23 protein-coding genes and 1 tRNA gene are annotated in these 18527 nt (G+C 72.4%); 17 read left to right on the plus strand and 7 right to left on the minus strand.

From position 1 onward, the window contains the following. Positions 1-34: 34 nt before the first annotated feature. Positions 35-1711 (minus strand): sigma-70 family RNA polymerase sigma factor, encoded by a 1677-nt coding sequence (locus MRBLML1_RS20810; RefSeq protein WP_364519629.1) that lies wholly within the window; start codon positions 1709-1711, stop codon positions 35-37. 200 nt (positions 1712-1911) lie between these two features. On the opposite strand from MRBLML1_RS20810, the gene MRBLML1_RS20815 reads away from it, so the two are divergent. Further along, a complete protein-coding gene (locus MRBLML1_RS20815) occupies positions 1912-2400 on the plus strand; it encodes a beta-class carbonic anhydrase (protein ID WP_364519631.1) in 489 nt (162 codons plus the stop codon). 110 nt (positions 2401-2510) lie between these two features. Here the strand turns inward: MRBLML1_RS20815 and MRBLML1_RS20820 are convergent, their stop codons facing one another. Together MRBLML1_RS20820 and MRBLML1_RS20825 are read right to left on the minus strand one after the other, a co-directional pair. Beyond that, positions 2511-3758, minus strand: coding sequence for a hypothetical protein (locus tag MRBLML1_RS20820; RefSeq protein ID WP_364519633.1), 1248 nt, complete (start codon positions 3756-3758; stop codon positions 2511-2513). Further along, a complete protein-coding gene (locus MRBLML1_RS20825; RefSeq protein WP_364519635.1) occupies positions 3755-4600 on the minus strand; it encodes an LLM class F420-dependent oxidoreductase in 846 nt (281 codons plus the stop codon). The genes MRBLML1_RS20820 and MRBLML1_RS20825 overlap by 4 nt, the downstream gene beginning before the upstream one ends. Before the next feature lie 68 nt (positions 4601-4668). Here MRBLML1_RS20825 and MRBLML1_RS20830 point away from each other — a divergent pair, with 68 nt between their 5' ends. From MRBLML1_RS20830 to MRBLML1_RS20895, 14 genes are all read left to right on the plus strand, one after another. Continuing rightward, positions 4669-5244, plus strand: coding sequence for a TetR/AcrR family transcriptional regulator (locus MRBLML1_RS20830; RefSeq protein ID WP_364519637.1), 576 nt, complete (start codon positions 4669-4671; stop codon positions 5242-5244). Continuing rightward, positions 5244-6506, plus strand: coding sequence for a cytochrome P450 (locus MRBLML1_RS20835; RefSeq protein WP_364519639.1), 1263 nt, complete (start codon positions 5244-5246; stop codon positions 6504-6506). Before MRBLML1_RS20830 ends, MRBLML1_RS20835 begins: the two co-directional genes overlap by 1 nt. After that, entirely contained in the window at positions 6506-7291 is a 786-nt protein-coding gene (locus MRBLML1_RS20840) for an SDR family oxidoreductase (RefSeq protein WP_364519641.1), read from the plus strand. Before MRBLML1_RS20835 ends, MRBLML1_RS20840 begins: the two co-directional genes overlap by 1 nt. Next, positions 7291-8691 carry a cytochrome P450 gene (locus MRBLML1_RS20845; RefSeq protein WP_364519644.1) on the plus strand — a complete coding sequence of 467 codons (1401 nt, stop codon included), beginning with the start codon at positions 7291-7293 and terminating at the stop codon, positions 8689-8691. Before MRBLML1_RS20840 ends, MRBLML1_RS20845 begins: the two co-directional genes overlap by 1 nt. After that, on the plus strand, positions 8688-8885 hold the full coding sequence (locus tag MRBLML1_RS20850) for a ferredoxin (protein ID WP_364519646.1): 198 nt from the start codon (positions 8688-8690) through the stop codon (positions 8883-8885). Before MRBLML1_RS20845 ends, MRBLML1_RS20850 begins: the two co-directional genes overlap by 4 nt. Further along, on the plus strand, positions 8885-9499 hold the full coding sequence (locus MRBLML1_RS20855) for a hypothetical protein (RefSeq protein WP_364519648.1): 615 nt from the start codon (positions 8885-8887) through the stop codon (positions 9497-9499). Before MRBLML1_RS20850 ends, MRBLML1_RS20855 begins: the two co-directional genes overlap by 1 nt. After that, the gene (locus MRBLML1_RS20860) at positions 9496-10956 is read left to right on the plus strand and encodes an aldehyde dehydrogenase (protein WP_364519650.1); all 1461 of its coding nucleotides are present in this window, start codon (positions 9496-9498) and stop codon (positions 10954-10956) included. The genes MRBLML1_RS20855 and MRBLML1_RS20860 overlap by 4 nt, the downstream gene beginning before the upstream one ends. Positions 10957-11073: 117 nt before the next feature. Continuing rightward, the gene (locus MRBLML1_RS20865; RefSeq protein ID WP_364519652.1) at positions 11074-11823 is read left to right on the plus strand and encodes an SDR family oxidoreductase; all 750 of its coding nucleotides are present in this window, start codon (positions 11074-11076) and stop codon (positions 11821-11823) included. Next, positions 11823-12647 carry an NAD(P)-dependent oxidoreductase gene (locus tag MRBLML1_RS20870; protein WP_364519732.1) on the plus strand — a complete coding sequence of 275 codons (825 nt, stop codon included), beginning with the start codon at positions 11823-11825 and terminating at the stop codon, positions 12645-12647. The genes MRBLML1_RS20865 and MRBLML1_RS20870 overlap by 1 nt, the downstream gene beginning before the upstream one ends. Further along, positions 12647-13033 (plus strand): carboxymuconolactone decarboxylase family protein, encoded by a 387-nt coding sequence (locus tag MRBLML1_RS20875; protein ID WP_364519654.1) that lies wholly within the window; start codon positions 12647-12649, stop codon positions 13031-13033. Before MRBLML1_RS20870 ends, MRBLML1_RS20875 begins: the two co-directional genes overlap by 1 nt. Before the next feature lie 83 nt (positions 13034-13116). Continuing rightward, positions 13117-13815, plus strand: a complete 699-nt coding sequence (locus tag MRBLML1_RS20880; RefSeq protein WP_364519656.1) for a 4'-phosphopantetheinyl transferase family protein — start codon at positions 13117-13119, stop codon at positions 13813-13815. After that, entirely contained in the window at positions 13812-14090 is a 279-nt protein-coding gene (locus tag MRBLML1_RS20885; RefSeq protein ID WP_364519658.1) for a hypothetical protein, read from the plus strand. The genes MRBLML1_RS20880 and MRBLML1_RS20885 overlap by 4 nt, the downstream gene beginning before the upstream one ends. After that, a complete protein-coding gene (locus tag MRBLML1_RS20890; RefSeq protein WP_364519660.1) occupies positions 14087-14359 on the plus strand; it encodes a hypothetical protein in 273 nt (90 codons plus the stop codon). The genes MRBLML1_RS20885 and MRBLML1_RS20890 overlap by 4 nt, the downstream gene beginning before the upstream one ends. Positions 14360-14529: 170 nt before the next feature. Beyond that, positions 14530-15171, plus strand: coding sequence for an alpha/beta hydrolase (locus MRBLML1_RS20895; RefSeq protein ID WP_364519662.1), 642 nt, complete (start codon positions 14530-14532; stop codon positions 15169-15171). On the opposite strand, the gene MRBLML1_RS20900 is transcribed toward MRBLML1_RS20895, so the two are convergent. After that, positions 15160-15232, minus strand: a tRNA-Arg gene (locus MRBLML1_RS20900). The two genes, MRBLML1_RS20895 and MRBLML1_RS20900, sit on opposite strands and share 12 nt — an antisense overlap. Before the next feature lie 226 nt (positions 15233-15458). Here MRBLML1_RS20900 and MRBLML1_RS20905 point away from each other — a divergent pair. Together MRBLML1_RS20905 and MRBLML1_RS20910 are read left to right on the plus strand one after the other, a co-directional pair. Continuing rightward, complete coding sequence (locus MRBLML1_RS20905) at positions 15459-16793, plus strand: LCP family protein (protein WP_364519664.1); 1335 nt, start codon at positions 15459-15461, stop codon at positions 16791-16793. Continuing rightward, positions 16793-16963, plus strand: coding sequence for a hypothetical protein (locus tag MRBLML1_RS20910; protein WP_364519666.1), 171 nt, complete (start codon positions 16793-16795; stop codon positions 16961-16963). Before MRBLML1_RS20905 ends, MRBLML1_RS20910 begins: the two co-directional genes overlap by 1 nt. A 27-nt stretch (positions 16964-16990) precedes the next feature. Here MRBLML1_RS20910 and mscL read toward each other — a convergent pair whose 3' ends face one another. The 3 genes from mscL to MRBLML1_RS20925 are packed head-to-tail and all read right to left on the minus strand — an operon-like array spanning position 16991 to position 18439. Then, a complete protein-coding gene (mscL, locus tag MRBLML1_RS20915; protein WP_364519668.1) occupies positions 16991-17344 on the minus strand; it encodes a large conductance mechanosensitive channel protein MscL in 354 nt (117 codons plus the stop codon). 57 nt (positions 17345-17401) lie between these two features. Beyond that, on the minus strand, positions 17402-18037 hold the full coding sequence (locus MRBLML1_RS20920; RefSeq protein WP_364519670.1) for an SAF domain-containing protein: 636 nt from the start codon (positions 18035-18037) through the stop codon (positions 17402-17404). Between the two features lie 60 nt (positions 18038-18097). Further along, a complete protein-coding gene (locus MRBLML1_RS20925; RefSeq protein ID WP_364519672.1) occupies positions 18098-18439 on the minus strand; it encodes an FmdB family zinc ribbon protein in 342 nt (113 codons plus the stop codon). Between the last annotated feature and the right edge of the window lie 88 nt (positions 18440-18527).

Genomic DNA, 18527 nt, shown 5'->3' on the forward strand with positions numbered 1-18527 from the left:
TAGGAGCAACGGGCGGCCCGGACCTTGCAGGAAGTCAGCCGGGGCAGGGGTTCACGGTGAACGTCCGCGACCGGCTGCTGGTCAGCCCGCCGCGGTCGGTCGCGGTGAAGGTCACCGTGAGCGCGCCACCGGTGCCGATGGGGCCGATCGAGGTGGACCAGGTGCTGCCGCTGTGCCCGGCCGCCTTCTGGCCGCTGACGGCACCGGACCAGCGCACCTGGACGGACCGGACGCCGCTGCCGTCGGTGACCTGGGCGCTGACGGTGATCGTGCAGTCCGTGCCGCTCGTGGCGATCGCGTCCACGACCGGCGGCCGGTTCACGCTGAGCGTCACGGTGACCACGATCGTGCCGCCGGACCAGGTGACGGCCACCTCGCCGCGGTGGGTGCCCTCACCGAGCCCGGCCCGGCTCGCGACCACCCGCAGGCCGGCGGACGACCCGGCGGCGACGGTGCCGCCGGCGGTGGGGACCGAGAGCCAGGAGGCACGGGAGCGGGCGGTGAAGGGGACCGGGCTGCCGCCGGCGTTGGTGAGCCGGACCGTCCGCGACGTACCGCTGCCGCCGAGGTCGACCGACCGGGTGGAGGCGCGCAGGTCGCCGGGTGCGGCGGCGAGCGAGGTGGGTGCCGAGCTCGGCGCCGAGGAGGCGGTCGTGGGCGCGGAGGACGAGGGGGCATCGGGTGTGGCGACGGCCGACGCCGCCGGCGCCGCGGTGGTGGCGGTGACCGGCGGGGTGGTCGGTGCGGACGACGTCGGCAACGGGTCGACGGCGTTCTCGGTGTCGGCGCCGTCGGGCCACAGCAGCACGACGGCGAGCACCCCGAGCAGGAGCAGCAGCACGCCGCCGACCGCGGCCAGCCCGCGCCGGCTGCGGGCGGCAGGCGGCCCGACGACCGGCAGGTCGACGTAGAAGGCCACCAGCCGCTCGTCGTCGAGCACCCGCTCCCGCAGCGCGAGCGGCGCCGCGAAGGCGGGCACGCCGGCGAGCAGGGCCAGCGGGCTCACCATCAGCCGGCGCCGGCCGGTGCAGGTCTCGCAGCCGTCGATGTGCCGGGCCACCCGCTTGCGGATCAGCGGTGAGAAGGTGCCGTCCCAGCCACTCAGCACGCTCGCCAGCTCGTCGCAGTCGTCCGATCCGCGCCGCGCGACGAGCAGCGCCCCGAGCGCACGCTCGACCTGGTCGCGGGCGCGGCTGAGCATCACGTAGGCGTTGGCCGGGGTGACGTCCATGGCGGCGGCGAGCTCGGCGCCCTCCAGCCCCTGGCGCAGGTGCAGGTCGATGAGCGCGCGGTCGCGGTCGTTGAGGCCCTCGACCGCCGACCAGACGAGGGCCTGCAGCTCCTCGGTGACCTCGGCGTCGGCGACCTGGTCCTCGGGCCCGCTGGCCTGGTCAGGCATGGCTTCCAGCCACTCGTCGTCGTGCGCCTCGCGGGCACGTGCGCGCAAGGTGCGCAGGCACTCGTTGCGGACCACGGAGTACAGCCACGGCCGCAGCCGCGAGCGGTCGCGCAGCTGGGCGAGCTTCTCGGCCATCACCACGAACGAGTCGGCCACGCAGTCCGCGGCCTCCTCGCGGTTGCGGAGCATCGAGAAGGCGAAGTCGTGCAGCCGGTCGGCGTACCGCTCGTAGACGCCGGCGAACGCCAGCCGGTCGCCGGCCAGCACACCGGTGACCAGGTCCGCGTCGGGGAGCGCACCCGCGGGGGTCATGGCGCGATCGTACGGAGATCGGGCGGGTCACAGGGGTGGATCGGCACATCGGGCTCCCTCGGTGGTGCGGGTGGGACACGGGTAGGAGCCAGGCCTCGCCGGAACCTTTCACTTTTCGCGCAGAAGGCTGCATGGCGGGATCTAGGAGGAAGTCGATCGGATAACTAGCGTGAGGAGCATCCGACGAAAGGTGCTCCACCATGTCCGTCACCGACGAGCTGCTGCGCAACAACGAGGCGTACGCCGCCTCCTTCTCCGGCCCCCTGCCCCTCCCGCCCGCCAAGCAGGTCGCCGTGGTTGCGTGCATGGACGCCCGCATCAACGTCTACGGCGTGCTCGGGCTCGCCGAGGGCGAGGCGCACGTCATCCGCAACGCCGGCGGCGTCATCACCGAGGACGAGATCCGCTCGCTGACGATCAGCCAGCGGCTGCTCGGCACGAAGGAGATCATCCTCATCCACCACACCGACTGCGGCATGGTCACCTTCACCGACGACGCCTTCAAGGCCGACATCGAGCAGGACACCGGCATCAAGCCGGCCTGGGAGAGCGAGGCCTTCCCGGACGCGGCCGCCGACGTGCGGCAGTCGATCAACCGGATCGCGGCCTCGCCGTTCATCCCGGTCAAGGACAGCATCCGCGGGTTCGTGTTCGACGTCGCGACCGGCCGGCTCGACGAGGTCGCCTGACCCAGCCCGCTTGTAACTCGGTGTTCGGGCATCTACCACGGGGTCCTGACCGGTCACGAGTCCGTGGTGGATGCCCGAACACCGAGTTACAAGCCCGGGCGGGCGGTGGCCTAGACCGGGGTGATCGGCAGCGACCGGCGCGGCTGGAACTCGAAGGCCGCGCCGGTGCTGAAGCGCACCACCGCCACCTCGGACGCCTCCGGCGCCGGTTCGTCCCGGCGTACGACGAGCGCCTGCCAGCCCGCCTCCCCGGCCAGCGGGGAGACCTCGACGTCGAGGTGCGCATCCAGGCCGCGGACCACCGCCTGGAGCGCGGCGGTCCAGTGCGGGCCGCACAGCGAGATCCAGGCGCCGTCCTCGTCGGCGGGGCCGGGGCGCACGACGAGCGTGTCGCCGGAGACCTCGGCGTCGACGTACTCGGCGGGGTTGAGCAGGGGGTGCGCGGCGAGCAGCCGCGGCGCGCCCTCGACCGGGTCGAGCCGGTCGAGGCCCAGTGCCCGGCCGAGCCGCTCGGCCCCGATGCCCGCGACGCCGACGAGCTGCTTGCGGCGCAGCTTGAGCAGCTCGGCGTCGGTCTCGGTGCGCTCGGCGACGGCGAGCGCGAACGAGCGGTCCAGCAGGTGCATCTGCAGGCAGACCTCGTCGGCGATGCGCACCAGCGCGGAGTGCGAGAAGGTGGAGAAGTCGAGGTCGGAGAGCAGCGGCCCGGCGTAGTCGGAGCGGCCCTCGTCGGAGGCGTCCACCGGTGCCAGGGCGAGCGTGGCCGCACGGGAGCGCTCGACGACGGCGAGCGCGGGCACCGGCTCGGGCTCGGGGTGCGCGTCGTCGATCACGACGGTCCACGCGCAGTGCGGGTGCCGGTCGACGGGCGTGCGCGGCGGACGGTGGATGGGGCGGACCTGGGCGTGCGGGTTGGAGGCGATCGCGGTGGCGTCGAAGGTCGGGTCCTCGATGTCGTGGCACATGCCACGCACGTAGTCCTCGCCCATCGGCTCCACGTCCATCAGCGCGCCGCAGTGGTCGAGCCGGAACTCGCCGTGCCACGGGTCGTGCACCGTGTAGCGGAAGTCCATGAACTGCGGCGGCGCGCCGATGTCGAGCTGCAGGCCCTTGAAGATCGTGACCACGTCGCCCTGCCCCGGTACGTCGGGGGCGTAGCCGAGCGCCGCCTGCATCCGCCGGGTGTAGACCGGGCTCGCCGCCGCCCACTCCTCGATCGCGACCTGCAGCATCTCCTCGCGCCCGAAGGCCGCGATGCACCAGGCCATCCCGGAGCGGTCGATGAGCTGGCCCATCAGCAACAGCTCCGGTACGACGGCCGCGAGCTCCGCGCGGGAGAGGTCGGCGTACCTGCTCACGCCAGCCCCAGCCGGCCCGCCAGCTTGTCGAGGTAGGCGAGCACCTTGTCCTCGTCGGAGTCCGGGACGCCCCAGATCAGCTCGCTGGGCCCGGCGGCCATCCAGTCCGCGAAGTCCGACTCGTCGGGCCGCTTGGCCACCAGGATCCGCACGTCCGGCTGTCCTTCGCGCCCGGCGTCGGCCCAGGCCTTGCGCAGCTTGTCGGCGTTGGCCGCGACGTCGCTCGTGGTCGGCGTGGTCATCCAGCCGTCGGCGTGCGCGGCGATCCAGGCGAAGGTCTTCGGCCCCGCACCGGCGCCGATGATGACCGGGATCCGGCCCTGCGGGGGCTTCGGGTAGGCCCAGCTGGGGCCGAAGGAGACGAATTCGCCGTCGTAGGCCGCCTCCTCCTCGGTCCACAGCGCCCGCATCGCCTCCAGGTACTCCTTGAGCACGGTGCGCCGCTTGCCGGCGGGCACGTGGTGGTCGGTCAGCTCGTCGGTGTTCCAGCCGAACCCGGCGCCGATGGTGACCCGGCCGCCGGAGAGGTGGTCGAGGGTGGCCAGCGTCTTGGCCAGGGTGATCGGGTCGGACTCGACCGGCAGCGCGACCGCGGTCGAGAGCCCGATCCGCTCGGTCACCGCGGCGCAGGTCGCGAGCGAGACCCACGGGTCGAGGGTGCGCAGGTAGCGGTCGTCGGGCAGGTCCTCGCCGCCGGTGGGGTGCAGTGCGTCGCGGCGTACCGGGATGTGGGTGTGCTCGGGCACGTAGATGGTGTCGAAGCCGCGGTCCTCGGCGGCCTTGGCCAGACGCGCCGGCGTGATGCCGCGGTCGGAGGTGAAGAGGACGATCCCGTTGCGCATGGCAGAAGACTAGAACGTGTTCTAGGAAAATGCTTGCGCTCGGATCGAACGTCTCCTATGTTGGACACGTGTCCAGTCAAGTGTTCGAGGCGCCGCGGCAGGGATTGAACCCGCGCCAGGCCGAGACCGTGGAGAAGCTGCTCGTCGCCGGGCTCGAGGAGCTGCGGGCGGTGGGCCACGAGGCGTTGACCGTGCGCACGGTCGCGCAGCGGGCCGGGGTCTCGCCGGCGACGGCGTACACCTACCTGGCCTCGAAGAACCACCTGTTCGCCGAGCTGTTCTGGCGCCACCTCACCTCTGACGCCGCGCCCGCGGCGGCCGGCGACAGCGCCACCACACGGCTGCAGGCCACCATGCGGGCGCTCACCGCCCGGATCGTCGAGGAGCCCGAGCTCGCCGCCGCGGTCACCCCGGCCCTGCTCGGCACCGACCCCGACGTGGCCCGGCTGCGGCTGCGGATCGGCGCGGAGTTCCTCGCCCGGTTCGAGGCGGCGATGGGGGAGCAGGCCGACCCGGCCGTGCTGGAGGTGCTGGTGCTGACGTTCTCCGGCGCGCTGCTGCAGGCGGGCATGGGGCTGATGACCTACGACGAGATCGCCGAGCGGCTGGTCTCGGCGGTCGCCGTGATCCTCCGGGGCCACTGATGGTCTCGGCAGGCTCGACCACCGGAGGCTCGACCACCGGAGCCTCGACCAGCGCCCGGTTCTTCGACCCCTACGACTACGCCTTCCAGGACGACCCGTACCCGACGTACCAGTGGCTGCGCGACGAGGACCCCGTCCACCACGCCGCCGCCGACGACATCTGGGTGATCTCCCGGCACGCCGACGTGTTCGCGGCGCTGCGCGACGACGAGACCTTCTCCAACCGGATGGGCGTCTCCCTCGACGCCTCCGCGTGGAACCCCGAGGCGCACCGGGTGATGAGCTTCCTCGGCCTCGACGGCCCCGAGCAGTCGCGGATCCGCAAGCTGGTCTCCGCGGCCTTCACCCCGCGCCGCGTGCGCGAGCTGACGCCGGAGGTCGAGGCGCTCACCGCGCGCTACCTGGAGCGCACCTTCGCCGCCGACGCCGAGCACGGTGAGGCCGACTGGATCGGCGACCTCGCCGGCCTGCTCCCGATGGACGTCATCTCCGAGATGATGGGTGTGCCGGTGGCCGACCGGGACGAGGTACGACGCCTGGCCGACCTCGTCGTCCACCGCGAGGAGGGCGTGCGCGACGTGCCGCAGGCCGGCATGGAGGCGTCCTTCGCGCTCTTCGAGTACTACGGCGAGATGGTCGCGCGGTGCCGTCGTACGCCGGGCGAGGACCTGACCTCCGCGCTGGTCGCGGCCGAGCTCGACGGCGACCGGCTCACCGACGGCGAGATCATGGCCTTCCTCTTCCTCATGGTGGTCGCGGGCAACGAGACCACCACCAAGCTGCTCGGCAACGCGCTCTTCCACCTGTCCGCGCACCCCGAGCAGCAGGCCCGGGTGCTCGCCGACCCCGGCCTGGTGCCGGCGTGGATCGAGGAGACCCTGCGCCACGACACCTCCAGCCAGATGCTCGCGCGGTACGTCGTCCGGGACGCCCAGGTCGGCGGGACCCGCATCCCCGCGGGCTCGAAGGCGCTGGTCCTGCTCGGCAGCGCGAACCGCGACGAGCGGGTCTTCACCGACCCGACGGTCTACGACATCGCCCGCGACAAGGCCGAGCTGGCGCAGATCCTCAGCTTCGGCACGGGACGGCACTTCTGCCTCGGCGCCAACCTGGCCCGGCTGGAGGCGCGGGTGGTGCTGGAGGAGCTGGTCCGCCGGGTCGAGCACTTCGAGGTGCACGCCGACCGTGCGGTCCGGGTGCACTCCACCAGCGTGCGCGGCTTCGCGTCCCTGCCGGTCTCGTTCACGGTCAGGAGCGCGTGATGGCTGGGTCACGCAAGCCCGTCCACCCCGACCGGCGTCCCGCCGTCGTCGCCGGTGCCTCCTCCGGGATCGGTGCCGAGACCGCCCGTGCTCTCGCCGCCGCCGGCTTCCCGGTCGCCCTCGGCGCCCGCCGGGTGGATCGCCTGGAGGAGCTCGCCGGGGAGATCCGCGAGGCCGGGGGAGAGGCGTTCGTGCACGCCCTCGACGTGGCCTCCTCGGCGTCGGTCGAGAAGTTCGCCGCCGCCGTGAGTGCCGGCCTCGGGGAGGCCGAGGTCGTCGTGTGCAACGCCGGCCTGCTCGCACCCGGCGCCCTGCTCGACGCCACCACCGAGGAGCTGGCCGCCGAGTTCGACGTCAACGTGCTCGGCGCGCACCGCCTAGTCCGCGCCTTCGGCACCGGGATGGTCGAGCGGCAGCGCGGCGACCTGGTGTTCGTCTCCTCCGACACCGCCCTGCGTGCGCGCCCGTTCATGCGCGGCTACAGCGCCACCAAGTCCGGGCTGGAGGGCCTGGTGGAGGCGCTGCAGATGGAGCTCGAGGGCAGCGGGGTGCGCGCGTCCGTCGTACGGCCCGGGCCGACGTGGTCGGAGATGGGCTCGGACTGGGACGCCGACGCCGGCGCGAAGGTCCTCACCGAGTGGATCAAGTGGGGGCACGCCCGGCACTCGCACTTCCTCAAGGCCACCGCGATCGCGGACGCGATCGTCACGGTCGTCAGCGCGCCGCGCGGCGTGCACCTCAGTCCCGTCGACGTGAACCCCGAAGCACCCTTGGAGAAGAAGTGATGGTCTCGACAGGCTCGACCCCCGACGACGACATCCCCGGCCTCGACGCCATCCCTGAGGTCTCGACGGTCCTCGACGACCAGGACGCCGGCGTCCCGGCGATCATCAAGGGCACCGGGCACCTGCCGGAGATGCGGGTCGACCCGATCGCGCTCTTCCACCGCGTCCGCGACGAGTGCGGCGACATCGGCCGCTTCCGGCTCGCCGACAAGCAGGTCGTCCTCGTCACCGGCGCGGAGGCCAACGAGGCCTTCTTCCGGGCGCCCGAGAGCGTGCTCGACCAGGCGGCGGCGTACCCCTTCATGACGCCGATCTTCGGCAAGGGCGTGGTCTTCGACGCCTCGCCCGAGGAGCGCCAGCAGATGCTGAAGAACCAGGCATTGCGCGGGGACATGATGCGCGGGCACGCGCAGACCATCGAGGCCGAGATCCGCCGGATGGTGGCCGGCTGGGGCGACGAGGGCGAGATCGACCTGCTCGACTTCTTCGCCGAGCTGACGATCTACACGACCTCCTCGTGCCTGATCGGCAAGCCCTTCCGCGACCAGCTCGACGGGTCGTTCGCCGAGATCTACCACCGCCTCGAGCACGGCACCGACGCCATCGCCTACGTCGACCCGTACGCCGACATCGAGAACTTCCGGATCCGCGACCAGGCCCGTGAGGAGCTGGTCGCGAAGGTGCAGGCGATCATCGCCGCGCGGGTCGGCCAGGGCGAGATCCCGCGTGAGGACAGGGACCTGCTCGACGTCCTCATCGCGGTCGGCTACGACGCCGAGATGGTCACCGGCATCTTCATCTCGATGATGTTCGCCGGGCACCACACCTCGTCCGGCACCGCGTCCTGGGCGATGATCGAGCTGCTCCGCAACCCCGACGTGATGGGCGACGTGGTCGCCGAGCTGGACGCGCTCTACGCCGACGGCAGCGAGGTCTCCTTCCAGGCGCTGCGCTCGATCCCGGTCCTGGAGGCGGCGCTGAAGGAGACCCTGCGGCTGCACCCGCCGCTGGTCATCCTGATGCGCCTGGTGCAGGAGGACTTCGACCTGCTCGGCCGCACGATCCCCGCCGGCACGGTGCTCGCGGCCTCGCCGCGGGTGTCGAACCGGATCGAGGAGGACTTCCCGAAGGCCGACGCCTTCGACCCCGGCCGGTACGTCGACCCGCGTCAGGAGGACCTGCAGAACCGCTGGACCTGGATCCCCTTCGGTGCCGGCAAGCACCGCTGCGTCGGCAACGCCTTCGCGATGATGCAGATGAAGGCGATCTTCTCCGTCATCCTGCGCGACTTCTCCTTCGAGCCGGTGCAGGAGCTCGACTCCTACCGCGACGACGTCACCAAGATGGTGATCCAGCTCGCGCAGCCGGCCAGGGTCCGCTACCGCCGGCGGCTCCGATGAGGGTCGTCGCCGACGCCGGCATCTGCCAGGGCCACCAGCTCTGCCAGGGCGAGGCGCCCACCGTCTTCGGCTTCGACGAGTCCGCCGACGTCGTCGAGCTGCTCGACGAGCACCCCGACGAGGCCCTGCGCGCCGACGTCACCACGGCCGTGAAGTACTGCCCCGCTTTCGCCCTTTCGATCGAGGAGGACTGATGAGTGACCTGAGCGCGCCCCTGAGCGGGGCGGAGATCGAGGAGTTCTGGGCGTCCTGGCTCGACGTCAACCGCCGCGCCGAGCAGAGCGGCGACTGGCGGGTGATGGCCGAGTGGTACGCCGTGGACGCGACGTACGGCTGGATGTACGCCCCCGACGAGCACTTCATGGCCGTGGGCCGCGAGCAGATCCGGGACTGGGCGATCGGCATCGAGATGGACGGCCTCGACGGCTGGCACTACGACTACGTGTGCACCGTGATCGACGAGCAGAAGGCGATGATCGTCGGCTTCTGGAAGCAGCGCTCGGGGATCCTCGACGACGCCGGCAAGGAGTACGAGATCCTCGGTCTCGGCGGCTCCTGGTTCGGCGTCGGGCGCACCGACGAGGGCGTCAAGATCGTGTGGCAGCGCGACTGGTTCGACATGCCCTCGACCGCGCACACCTTCCTGGAGATCATCCAGGCCGGGAAGGCGCCGGACACCCTGCTGAAGCGGATGTCGGTCTCCGGGCACGGCGTGCCCGGGCACTACCACCACGACGAGCTGCCCTCCACGGTGTGGCCGCCGCCGGTCGAGGCCGGGCGGTACGTCACCCAGGAGCCCGCCCGGTGACCGCGCTCCCGCCGCCGGCCCAGCAGCTGGTCGACGGCAAGCTGGTCGCGGCCTCCGACGGCGCGACGTACCCGGTCCTGAACCCGGCGAACGGGCGGGAGATCGGGGTCGCACCCGACGGCACCGCCGACGACGTGGACGCCGCGATCGCAGCCGCCCGCCGGGCCTTCGACGAGTCGGGCTGGTCGACCGACCGGGACCTGCGCGTGCGCTGCCTGCGGCAGCTCCACGCCGCGCTGCTGGAGGACGCCGACGCCTTCCGCGCGCTCACCACGGCCGAGGTCGGGATGCCGGGCTTCATGATGGGCGCGGCCGGCTTCGACGTGCCGGTGGACGGGCTGAGGTGGGTGACCGACCTGCTGGAGTCCTACGCCTTCGAGACCGACCTCGGGGTCGCCTCGCCGATGGGGATCCCCTCCCGGCGCACGGTGCGACGCGAGCCGGTCGGCGTCGTCGCCGCGATCACGCCGTGGAACGTGCCGACCCAGATCAACCTCGCCAAGGTCGGCCCGGCCCTCGCGGCCGGCTGCACCGTGGTGCTCAAGCCGGCCCCGGACACCCCGTGGGTGGCGGCCGAGCTGGGTCGGCTCGTCGCCGAGCACACCGACATCCCCGCCGGTGTCTTCAACGTCGTCACGCCGCGGTCCAACGAGGTCGCGTCCGTGCTCTCGACCGACCCGCGGATCGACATGGTGTCCTTCACCGGCTCGACCGCGGTGGGACGGGCGATCATGGCGGCGGCCGCGCCCACGCTGAAGAAGGTCTTCCTGGAGCTCGGCGGCAAGTCCGCCGCGATCGCCCTCGACGACGCCGACGTGGCCGCGGTCGCGGGCGGCACCGCCTTCGCCGCCTGCATCCACGCCGGCCAGGGCTGCGCGATCACGACCCGGCTGATCGTCCCGCGTGACCGGTACGACGAGGCGGTCCAGGTCGCCGCGCAGACGATGGAGTCGATCGGCGCCAAGGACCCCGCCGACCCCGGCGCCATCTGCGGGCCGGTGATCTCGGCGGTCCAGCGGGACCGGGTCGCCTCCTACTTCTCGGTGGCGCGGGAGGAGGGCGGGACGTTCGCGACCGGCGGCACGGTGATCGACCAGGACGGCTTCTGGGTCGAGCCGACCGTGGTGGCGGGCCTCGACAACTCCTCGCGCCTGGCGCAGGAGGAGATCTTCGGCCCCGTGCTCGTGGTGATCCCGCACGACGGCGACGACGACGCGGTCCGGATCGCCAACGACTCGGCGTACGGGCTCTCCGGCTCCGTCGACTCGGGCGACCTGGAGCGGGCCAAGGCGGTGGCCGCGCGGATCCGGACCGGGACGCTCGCGGTCAACGGGGGCGTGTGGTTCAGCCCCGACGCCCCGTTCGGGGGCTACAAGCAGTCCGGCATCGGCCGGGAGATGGGTGTCGCCGGGTTCGAGGAGTACCTGGAGACCAAGACGCTGGCGTTCCCGGCGTGAGCCTGCGAACGCCGGGAACAGGGCCAGCGGGTTGAGCAAGCGCGCGTCGAAACCGAGTGATCTCGACACGCCGCTCGTTCCTCGCGGCTACTCGATCAACGACAGGGAGGAAGCAACATGAGATTCGAGGACAAGGTCGTCGTCGTCACCGGCGCGGCGCAGGGCATCGGCGAGGCCTACGCGCGGGCGCTGGCGAAGGAGGGCGCGGCGGTCGTCGTCGCCGACCTGAACGAGGAAGCCGGGGCGAAGGTGGCTGCCGGCATCGAGGAGGACGGCGGCCGCGCGATCTTCGTCGCCTGCGACGTCTCCTCGGCGGAGTCGGCCGAGGCGCTGGTCGCGCGGACCGTCGAGGAGCTCGGCGGCATCGACCACCTGGTCAACAACGCCGCCATCTACGGCGACATGGAGTTCAACCTGCTGATCTCCGTCGACTGGGACTACTACCGGAAGTTCATGAGCGTGAACCTCGACGGCGCGCTCGTGATGACCCGGGCCGTCTACCCCGAGATCGCCAAGCGCGGCGGCGGTGCCGTCGTCAACCAGAGCTCGACGGCGGCGTACCTCTACTCCGGCTTCTACGGCCTCGCCAAGGCCGGCATCAACAGCCTCACCCAGCAGCTCGCGCACGAGCTCGGCGGCCAGCGGATCCGGGTCAACGCGATCGCGCCGGGCCCGACCGACACCGAGGCCACCCGCACGCAGGCGGGCGACGCGGCCAAGGACATCGTCCGCAACAGCCTCGCCATCAAGCGGATGGGCGCCGTGGACGACATGGTCGGCGCGCTGCTCTTCCTGCTCTCCGACGACGCCTCCTGGGTGACCGGCCAGATCCTGGCGGTCGACGGCGGCCAGACCTTCCGCCTGTGATGGCCGCGCTCCGGGTGGGCTTCGTCGGGCTCGGCAACATCGGCAAGCCGATGGCGCTCCAGCTCGCCGCCGCCGAGGCCGTCGACCTCCAGGTGTACGACGTCGCGCCCGATCCCGTCGCCGAGCTGGTCGCCGCGGGCGCCACCGCCGTCGGCTCGATCGCCGAGATCGACGCCGAGGTGGTCTGCGTGATGGTCCGCGACGACGAGCAGGTCCGCGACGTGGCGGATGCCCTTCGACAGGCTCAGGGACCGCGGGGCCCGGTGCTCGTCGTCCACTCGACCGTCGCCCCGAGCACTCCCGCGGACTTGGCGGCGAGCGGCCGCCGGGTCCTCGACGCACCGGTCAGCGGCGGACCGATGGGCGCCGCCGACGGCAGCCTGGCGATCATGGTCGGCGGCGACGAGGACGCCTTCGCCACGGCCCGTCCGGCGCTGGAGGCGATGGGCACCAGGGTCGTCCACGCCGGCCCGCTCGGCTCCGGCACCCGGATGAAGCTGGCCCGCAACCTGATCCACTTCGTCGCCTTCACCGCCGTCACCGAGGCGCAGCGCCTGGCCGAGGCGGCGGGCCTCGACCTCGTCGCGCTCGGCGAGGTCGTGCGGCACACCGACGCGATCACCGGGGGCCCCGGCGCGATCATGCACCGCGCGACGGCGGCGCCGATCGCGGCCGACGACTTCTGGCACGGCGTCTTCTCCCACGTCGCCGCGCTGGGGGAGAAGGACCTGGGCTTCGCGGTCGCGCTCGCGGACGAGCTCGGGGTCGACGTACCACTGGCACGCGAGGCGCTCCCGCGCCTGCGGAAGGGACTGGGGACCTGATGGGCAAGTTCGACGACCTCCCGGAGGCGCGGCGGCGCGGCCTGGAGAAGATGGAGCAGGTCTACGGCTTCGACATGACCGACGGCGACGGCGACTTCTTCCGCTACACCGCCGAGCACGTGTTCGGCGACATCTGGCAGCGACCGGGGCTGAGCGACCGTGACCGGAGGCTGTTCCTGATCGGCCTGCTCGTCGGCCAGCGTGCCGACGACGTGCTCGGCATCCAGGTGCCCGCCGCGCTCGCGAACGGCGAGCTCGACGCGACGGCGTTGCGCGAGCTGGTCATCCTGGCCTGCCACTACGACGGCTGGCCCAACGGCTCGCGGTTCAATTCCGTCGTCGAGAACGCCGTCGCGAAGGCGGCCCGCACCGACGGAGCCGGCTGACCAGCACCTTGTTAGCCTCAGCGTTGATGAGTCGAGACGTTGCGGAGGCGGTGCCGGATCGGTCGGCGGTCCCGGTCGAGCCCGTGACGCTCGCATCCCTGCAGGCCGTGCCCGAGGCCCGTGCCGACGGCTCGCTCGGCGTGTGGCGGATGGAGACCGAGCGCTTCGGCGACGACGAGCTCGACCTCGGCGCGACCTGGCTCGACGAGGCGGAGCGCCGGCAGGCCTCGTCGTACGTGCGGGCCGAGCTGCGCCGCGCCTACGTCCTCGCCCACGCCGCCGCCCGGCTGGTGCTCGGCGCCGCGACCGGCGTCGCGCCCGCGGACGTCGTGTGGGGTCGCCACGCGTGCCCGGGCTGCGGGGAGCGGCACGGCCGGCCGCGGGCGGAGGGTGCGCCGGTGGAGTTCTCGCTGTCGCACACGCCCGGCCAGGTGCTGATCGCCGTCGCCGACGGACCGGTGGGGGTGGACGTGGAGCGTCACCCCGACGACCCGGTCGCGCTCTCCGGCCTGCTGCACCCGCGCGAGACCGAGGAGATCACCGCCGCCGCCCACGGCACCCTCGACGGCGGTCGCGCCACCGTCCGCTTCACCCGCGCCTGGTCGCGCACCGAGGCCTACCTCAAGGGCATCGGGATCGGCCTGGGCCGCGACCCCCACCTCGACTACCTCGGCACCGACGAGGCACCCGGCCGGAGCATCGCCGGTTGGGCCGTGCACGACGTCCGCGTCCCCGAGGGCTACGGCGCCGCCGTCGCCCTCCTCGGTCGACCCCGGCCGTGATCGAGGCGATCGGCTACGTCGGCAGCGCCGGCGCCGCCACCATGTGGCTGCCGCAGGCGGTGCGGGCGGTCCGGCACCGCGCCGACCCGGGCGCCCTCGCCTCGCTGAGCCGGACGACGTACACGGTCGCGATCGTGTTCAACATCCTGCTCGCGACGTACGGCTCGCTGGAGCACGCCCGCCCCGTCGTGCTGGCCGGCGTGGTCAACCTGGTGTGCGCCAGCGTGATCCTCTGGGCCATCGTCACCGGCACCCGCCGTGGGGCGGCGACGTGACCGCGGCGCTCGGCTGGCTGGTCGGGATCATCGACGTCGGCCAGTTCCTCCCGCAGACCCGGCACACCCTCGGCCGCCGCCACGACCACGCCGCGCTGCGCGGGCTGAGCGTGTGGACCTGGACCATCGCGACGATCCAAGGTGCCGCGTGGATCGTCTACGGCTTCGCCAACGACCTGCTCCCCATCGCGATCCCGAACCTGTTGATCACCCCGGCCTGCGCGCTCATCCTGCTGGCGAGGCTGCGGGCCGGCCGCACGCCGGCCTGAGCCACCCCGCGTCAGCGGGGCGTACGACGAGCCATCGCCACGGCGAGGGTGAGCAGCACGAAGGTCCACATGGCGGCAGCGGCGATCCAGATCACGTCACTACAGACGCGGCGCAGGACCGATCGGTTGCCTCCGAATCGAAGTCTCCTCCCGCGGGTACCGCGCGTAGCGTGAGCAAGCCCCGCCTGGTCCCGGTCCGGCAGCCGCTCGGCGCCGAGGGCGTCGTGGTCGTCCTGCACGGCGGGGCGGCCCGCCGTGGCGAGATGATGGTCAGCCCCGCCCAGCTCTCGGTGCTGCGGATGATCCCCGTCGCCCGCCGGATCGCGCGCGCCGGCCGGCGCCGGATCGCGGTCTACCGGGTGCTCAACTCCTACCGCGGCTGGGACACCCGGCACACCCCGGTCGAGGACGCGCACTGGGCGCTCGACCAGGTCGCCGAGCGGTACGGCGACGTGCCGGTCTGCCTGGTGGGCCACTCCCTCGGCGGGCGGGCCGCGATCCTCGCCGCCGGCCGGTCCTCGGTCCGGGGCGTCGTCGCCCTGGCCGCCTTCGTCTACCCGAACGACGCCGACCGGCTCGCGCTGCGCGATCGCCGGATCCTCTTCGTGCACGGCCTGCGCGACCGGATCGCCCCGGTGCAGCGGGCCCGCGGCCTCGCCGCGCGGCTGGCCCGGCGCAACCAGGTCGACTTCGTCGACGTACCCGGCGGGAAGCACGCGATGCTCGCCGAGCACCGCACCTTCGAGCGCGCGGCCGCCGACTTCGTCACCGCCACGCTGCTCGGCACGACGGCTGAGGAGTGCCCCCGGTAGGAGTCGAACCTACGACCTTTCGCTTAGGAGGCGGCTGCTCTATCCACTGAGCTACGGGGGCGTACGGCGGTCCATCTTGTCAGGTGCGCGCCACAGGATTCGGCGCAGGGCGGGGTGAGCGGGAACAATGACGCTCATACCACTGGTCACGGACGTGGGACCCGCCGGGCTTGCCCGGGTCCGTACGGTGGGGGCGACGCGCGAGCGTCGTACGGTCGCTGACTCGGCAAGGCGAACGGCAAGACCACGCAACCCCGCCCCGAGGCGGCCGCACGACCAGGTGATCGATGACGCAGGACAACCCGTCCCGGCCGCGACCGGGAGGACCGAGCGAGCCCGGCAGCCGGGCCCGCCGAGTCTCGACCTCCCGCGCCGTACGACGTCCGCGGGGCTCGCGCGGCGGCGGCCGCCGCAAGGCGCCGCAGCCCGGCAAGCTCGTCTTCAAGGTGATCGTGTCGAGCCTGCTCGGCCTGGCCCTGCTCACCGGCGTGGGCGTCGTCGTGCTCTACAACAACCTCGACGGCAACATCGACCACAAGGAGATCGCCGCCCAGCTCGGCGACGACCGGCCGGAGAAGGAGGAGGTCGGGGGCTCCGAGGAGCCGCTCAACGTCCTCGTGATGGGCTCCGACAGCCGCTCGGGTGAGGGCAACGGCATCGACGGCGAGTCCGGCGGCGGGCTGTCCGACACCACGATCCTGTTCCACCTCTCTGCCGACCGCGAGTTCGCCTACGGCATCTCGATCCCGCGCGACACCGCCGTCGTCCGCCCGGTCTGCTACCGCGAGAACGGCGCGGAGATCCCCGGCAGCGGCGGCTACGTGAAGTGGAACGAGGCGTTCGCCTCCGGTGGCCCCGCGTGCACCGCGCGCCAGGTCGAGCAGCTGACCCGGGTCCGGATCGACCACTACGTCGTCGTCGACTTCAACCAGTTCAAGGACATGGTCAACGCGCTCGACGGCGTCGAGGTCTGCATCCCCCAGGACATCGACGACCCCAACCACGACGTCCACCTCAAGGCGGGCACGCGCGAGATCAAGGGCAAGGAGGCGCTGACCTACGTCCGCGCCCGATACCGGATCGGCGACGGCACCGACCCCAACCGCACCCGCCGCCAGCAGGCGTTCATCGGCTCGATGATCAACAAGGCGCTCACCGCCGGCATGCTGGCCCGCCCGGACCGGCTGATCCGGTTCATGAACGCCGCGACGTCCTCGCTGCAGTCGGACCTCGACATCGCCGACATCGCCGACATCGCCAACACCGCGCGCGGCATCGGCGCCGACAACATCAAGTTCGTCACCACCCCATGGGTCTACTCCGACAAGGTGAGCGCCGGCATCGAGTGGACGCCCGAGGTGCAGAAGCTGTGGCGCCTGGTCCGCCGGGACAAGCCGCTGACGGCGGAGTTCCTCAAGGACGCGCTCAGCGCCGGCGACAAGCCGGACGGCACGCCGTCCGCTGGTGGCTCGTCCTCCGCCGGTGCGCCCTCGTCCTCCGGCACCCCCAGCGGCTCGGCGACGGGCAAGGCCACCGACGGGGCCACCGGCACGCCGACCGACGGCGCCACCGACGACGGCGGCCTGTCCGAGGAAGGCCGCGCGGCGGCCGGTCTGTGCTGATGGCCGGCGCCGACGAGCCCGACTGGAAGCGCAAGCAGCGCCTCGCCGAGATCTTCGGCGACGTCGAGCCCTCGGTGACCCGCGACGAGAAGGACGAGTCCGCGCCGGGCGCGGAGCCGGCCGCGGAGAAGTGGCTCAAGGACCAGGTGCCGCCCCACCACGGAGGGTGAGACGGCACCTGTCGGTCGTACGGACGGTCAGCGGGTGGTGAGCGCGTCCCGGATCTGGGTGAGCAGCACGATGTCGGGGGCCTCGGCCTCGGGCTGGTCGGGGAAAAACTTCTCCTTCGCCTTGGTGTAGGGCGTGACCACCAGGAAGTAGACGACGGCCGCCATGATCACGAAGGCGATCACGGCGTTGATGAAGAGGCCGACGTTGACGTCGGCGATCGTGGCCGAGCTGAAGTCGGGCTGGTCGAAGACCTTGCCGATGAAGCCGAGCAGCGTCGCCGTGAAGGTGGTGACGACGGCGGCGAACGCGGTGCCGATGATGAACGCAACGGCCAGGTCGACCAAGTTGCCCTGGAGCAGGAACTTCTTGAAGCCGGACATGGGTTTCTCCTCAATTCCGAGACATATGGCGGTGGTGGTGCTACTCAGCATGGCAACCTATCTGCGACGCCACGTATAAGTCACGTACGACGCGACCGAGGCCGAGGTGACCTCCTCCACGTCCGCGACGGGCAGGGCGAGCACGACGAGCCGTCCCGGCAGGGCGCCGTCGCTCGTCGTACCGGCCTCGGGGAGGGCCAGCACCAGGGCGTCGGCGGCCAGCGGGCGGGCGTTCCCGCCGCGCGGGTCGGTGGCCAGGAGGTCGATCCGGTCGCCCACCGTGAGCAGCGTCGCCTGGCCCGGGTCGGAGAGCCGGACCGGTGCCGCGACGGTCCCGGCGGGCTGGGCGTCGGCCAGTCCCGCACCCACCAGGCGTACGTCGGTGACCGGCTCGCCCGCACGCAGCGGCGCCGCCAGCGTCCGGCCCTCGGGGCGGCCCACCGCGCCCGCCGGGACGACGCCCGCGGGCACCGTCACCTCGGTGAGGTCGCCGCTGGCGAGCACGTGGCCGGCGGGCAGGTCGTGGCCGGCGACCAGCACGCCGACGCTCGGCGGGTCGGGCGGGGCGAGCGCGTGGAGGCCCGCGGCGACGGCGCCGGCGGCGAGCAGGGCGGCGAGCGGGCGGCGCCGGCGCAGCACGCGGCGGCGGAGCTCGGTCAGGGCGGTGGCGGCACGGCGCCGGGAGGTGTCCATGCCCGGCACGCTAGGCCGGTCAGCGTGGGCGTGCGGGCCTCATCCACAGGCCCCCGGACCTCAGGCGGAGGAAGCCGCCGCGCCGGTGCTGGAGGAGCTGCTCGACGAGGTGCTGGCCGGCTTGGCCGAGGAGCTGTCCGAGGAGCTCGCGGCCGGCGTCGAGGGGGTCGCCGAGGTCGACGAGCCGGTGCTGCTGGTGCTGCTGGTCTCGGTGGACGAGCTCGAGGAGCGGCTGTCGGTCTTGTAGAAGCCGGAGCCCTTGAAGACCACGCCGACCGAGTTGAAGACCTTGCGCAGCCGGCCGTCGCACTCCGGGCAGACCGTGAGGGCGTCGTCGCTGAAGCTCTGGAACTGCTCGAACGCGTGACCGCACGCGGTGCAGAGGTACTGATAGGTGGGCATCGGCGAACTCCGTGTTGGCACTCTCGACTTTCGAGTGCCAATGGTACGGCACGCCCGGGAGTCCGTGGGCATCGTGCCGGACCCACCC

This window comes from Nocardioides sp. LML1-1-1.1 (assembly GCF_040676175.1).
Classification (GTDB): Bacteria; Actinomycetota; Actinomycetes; order Propionibacteriales; family Nocardioidaceae; genus Nocardioides.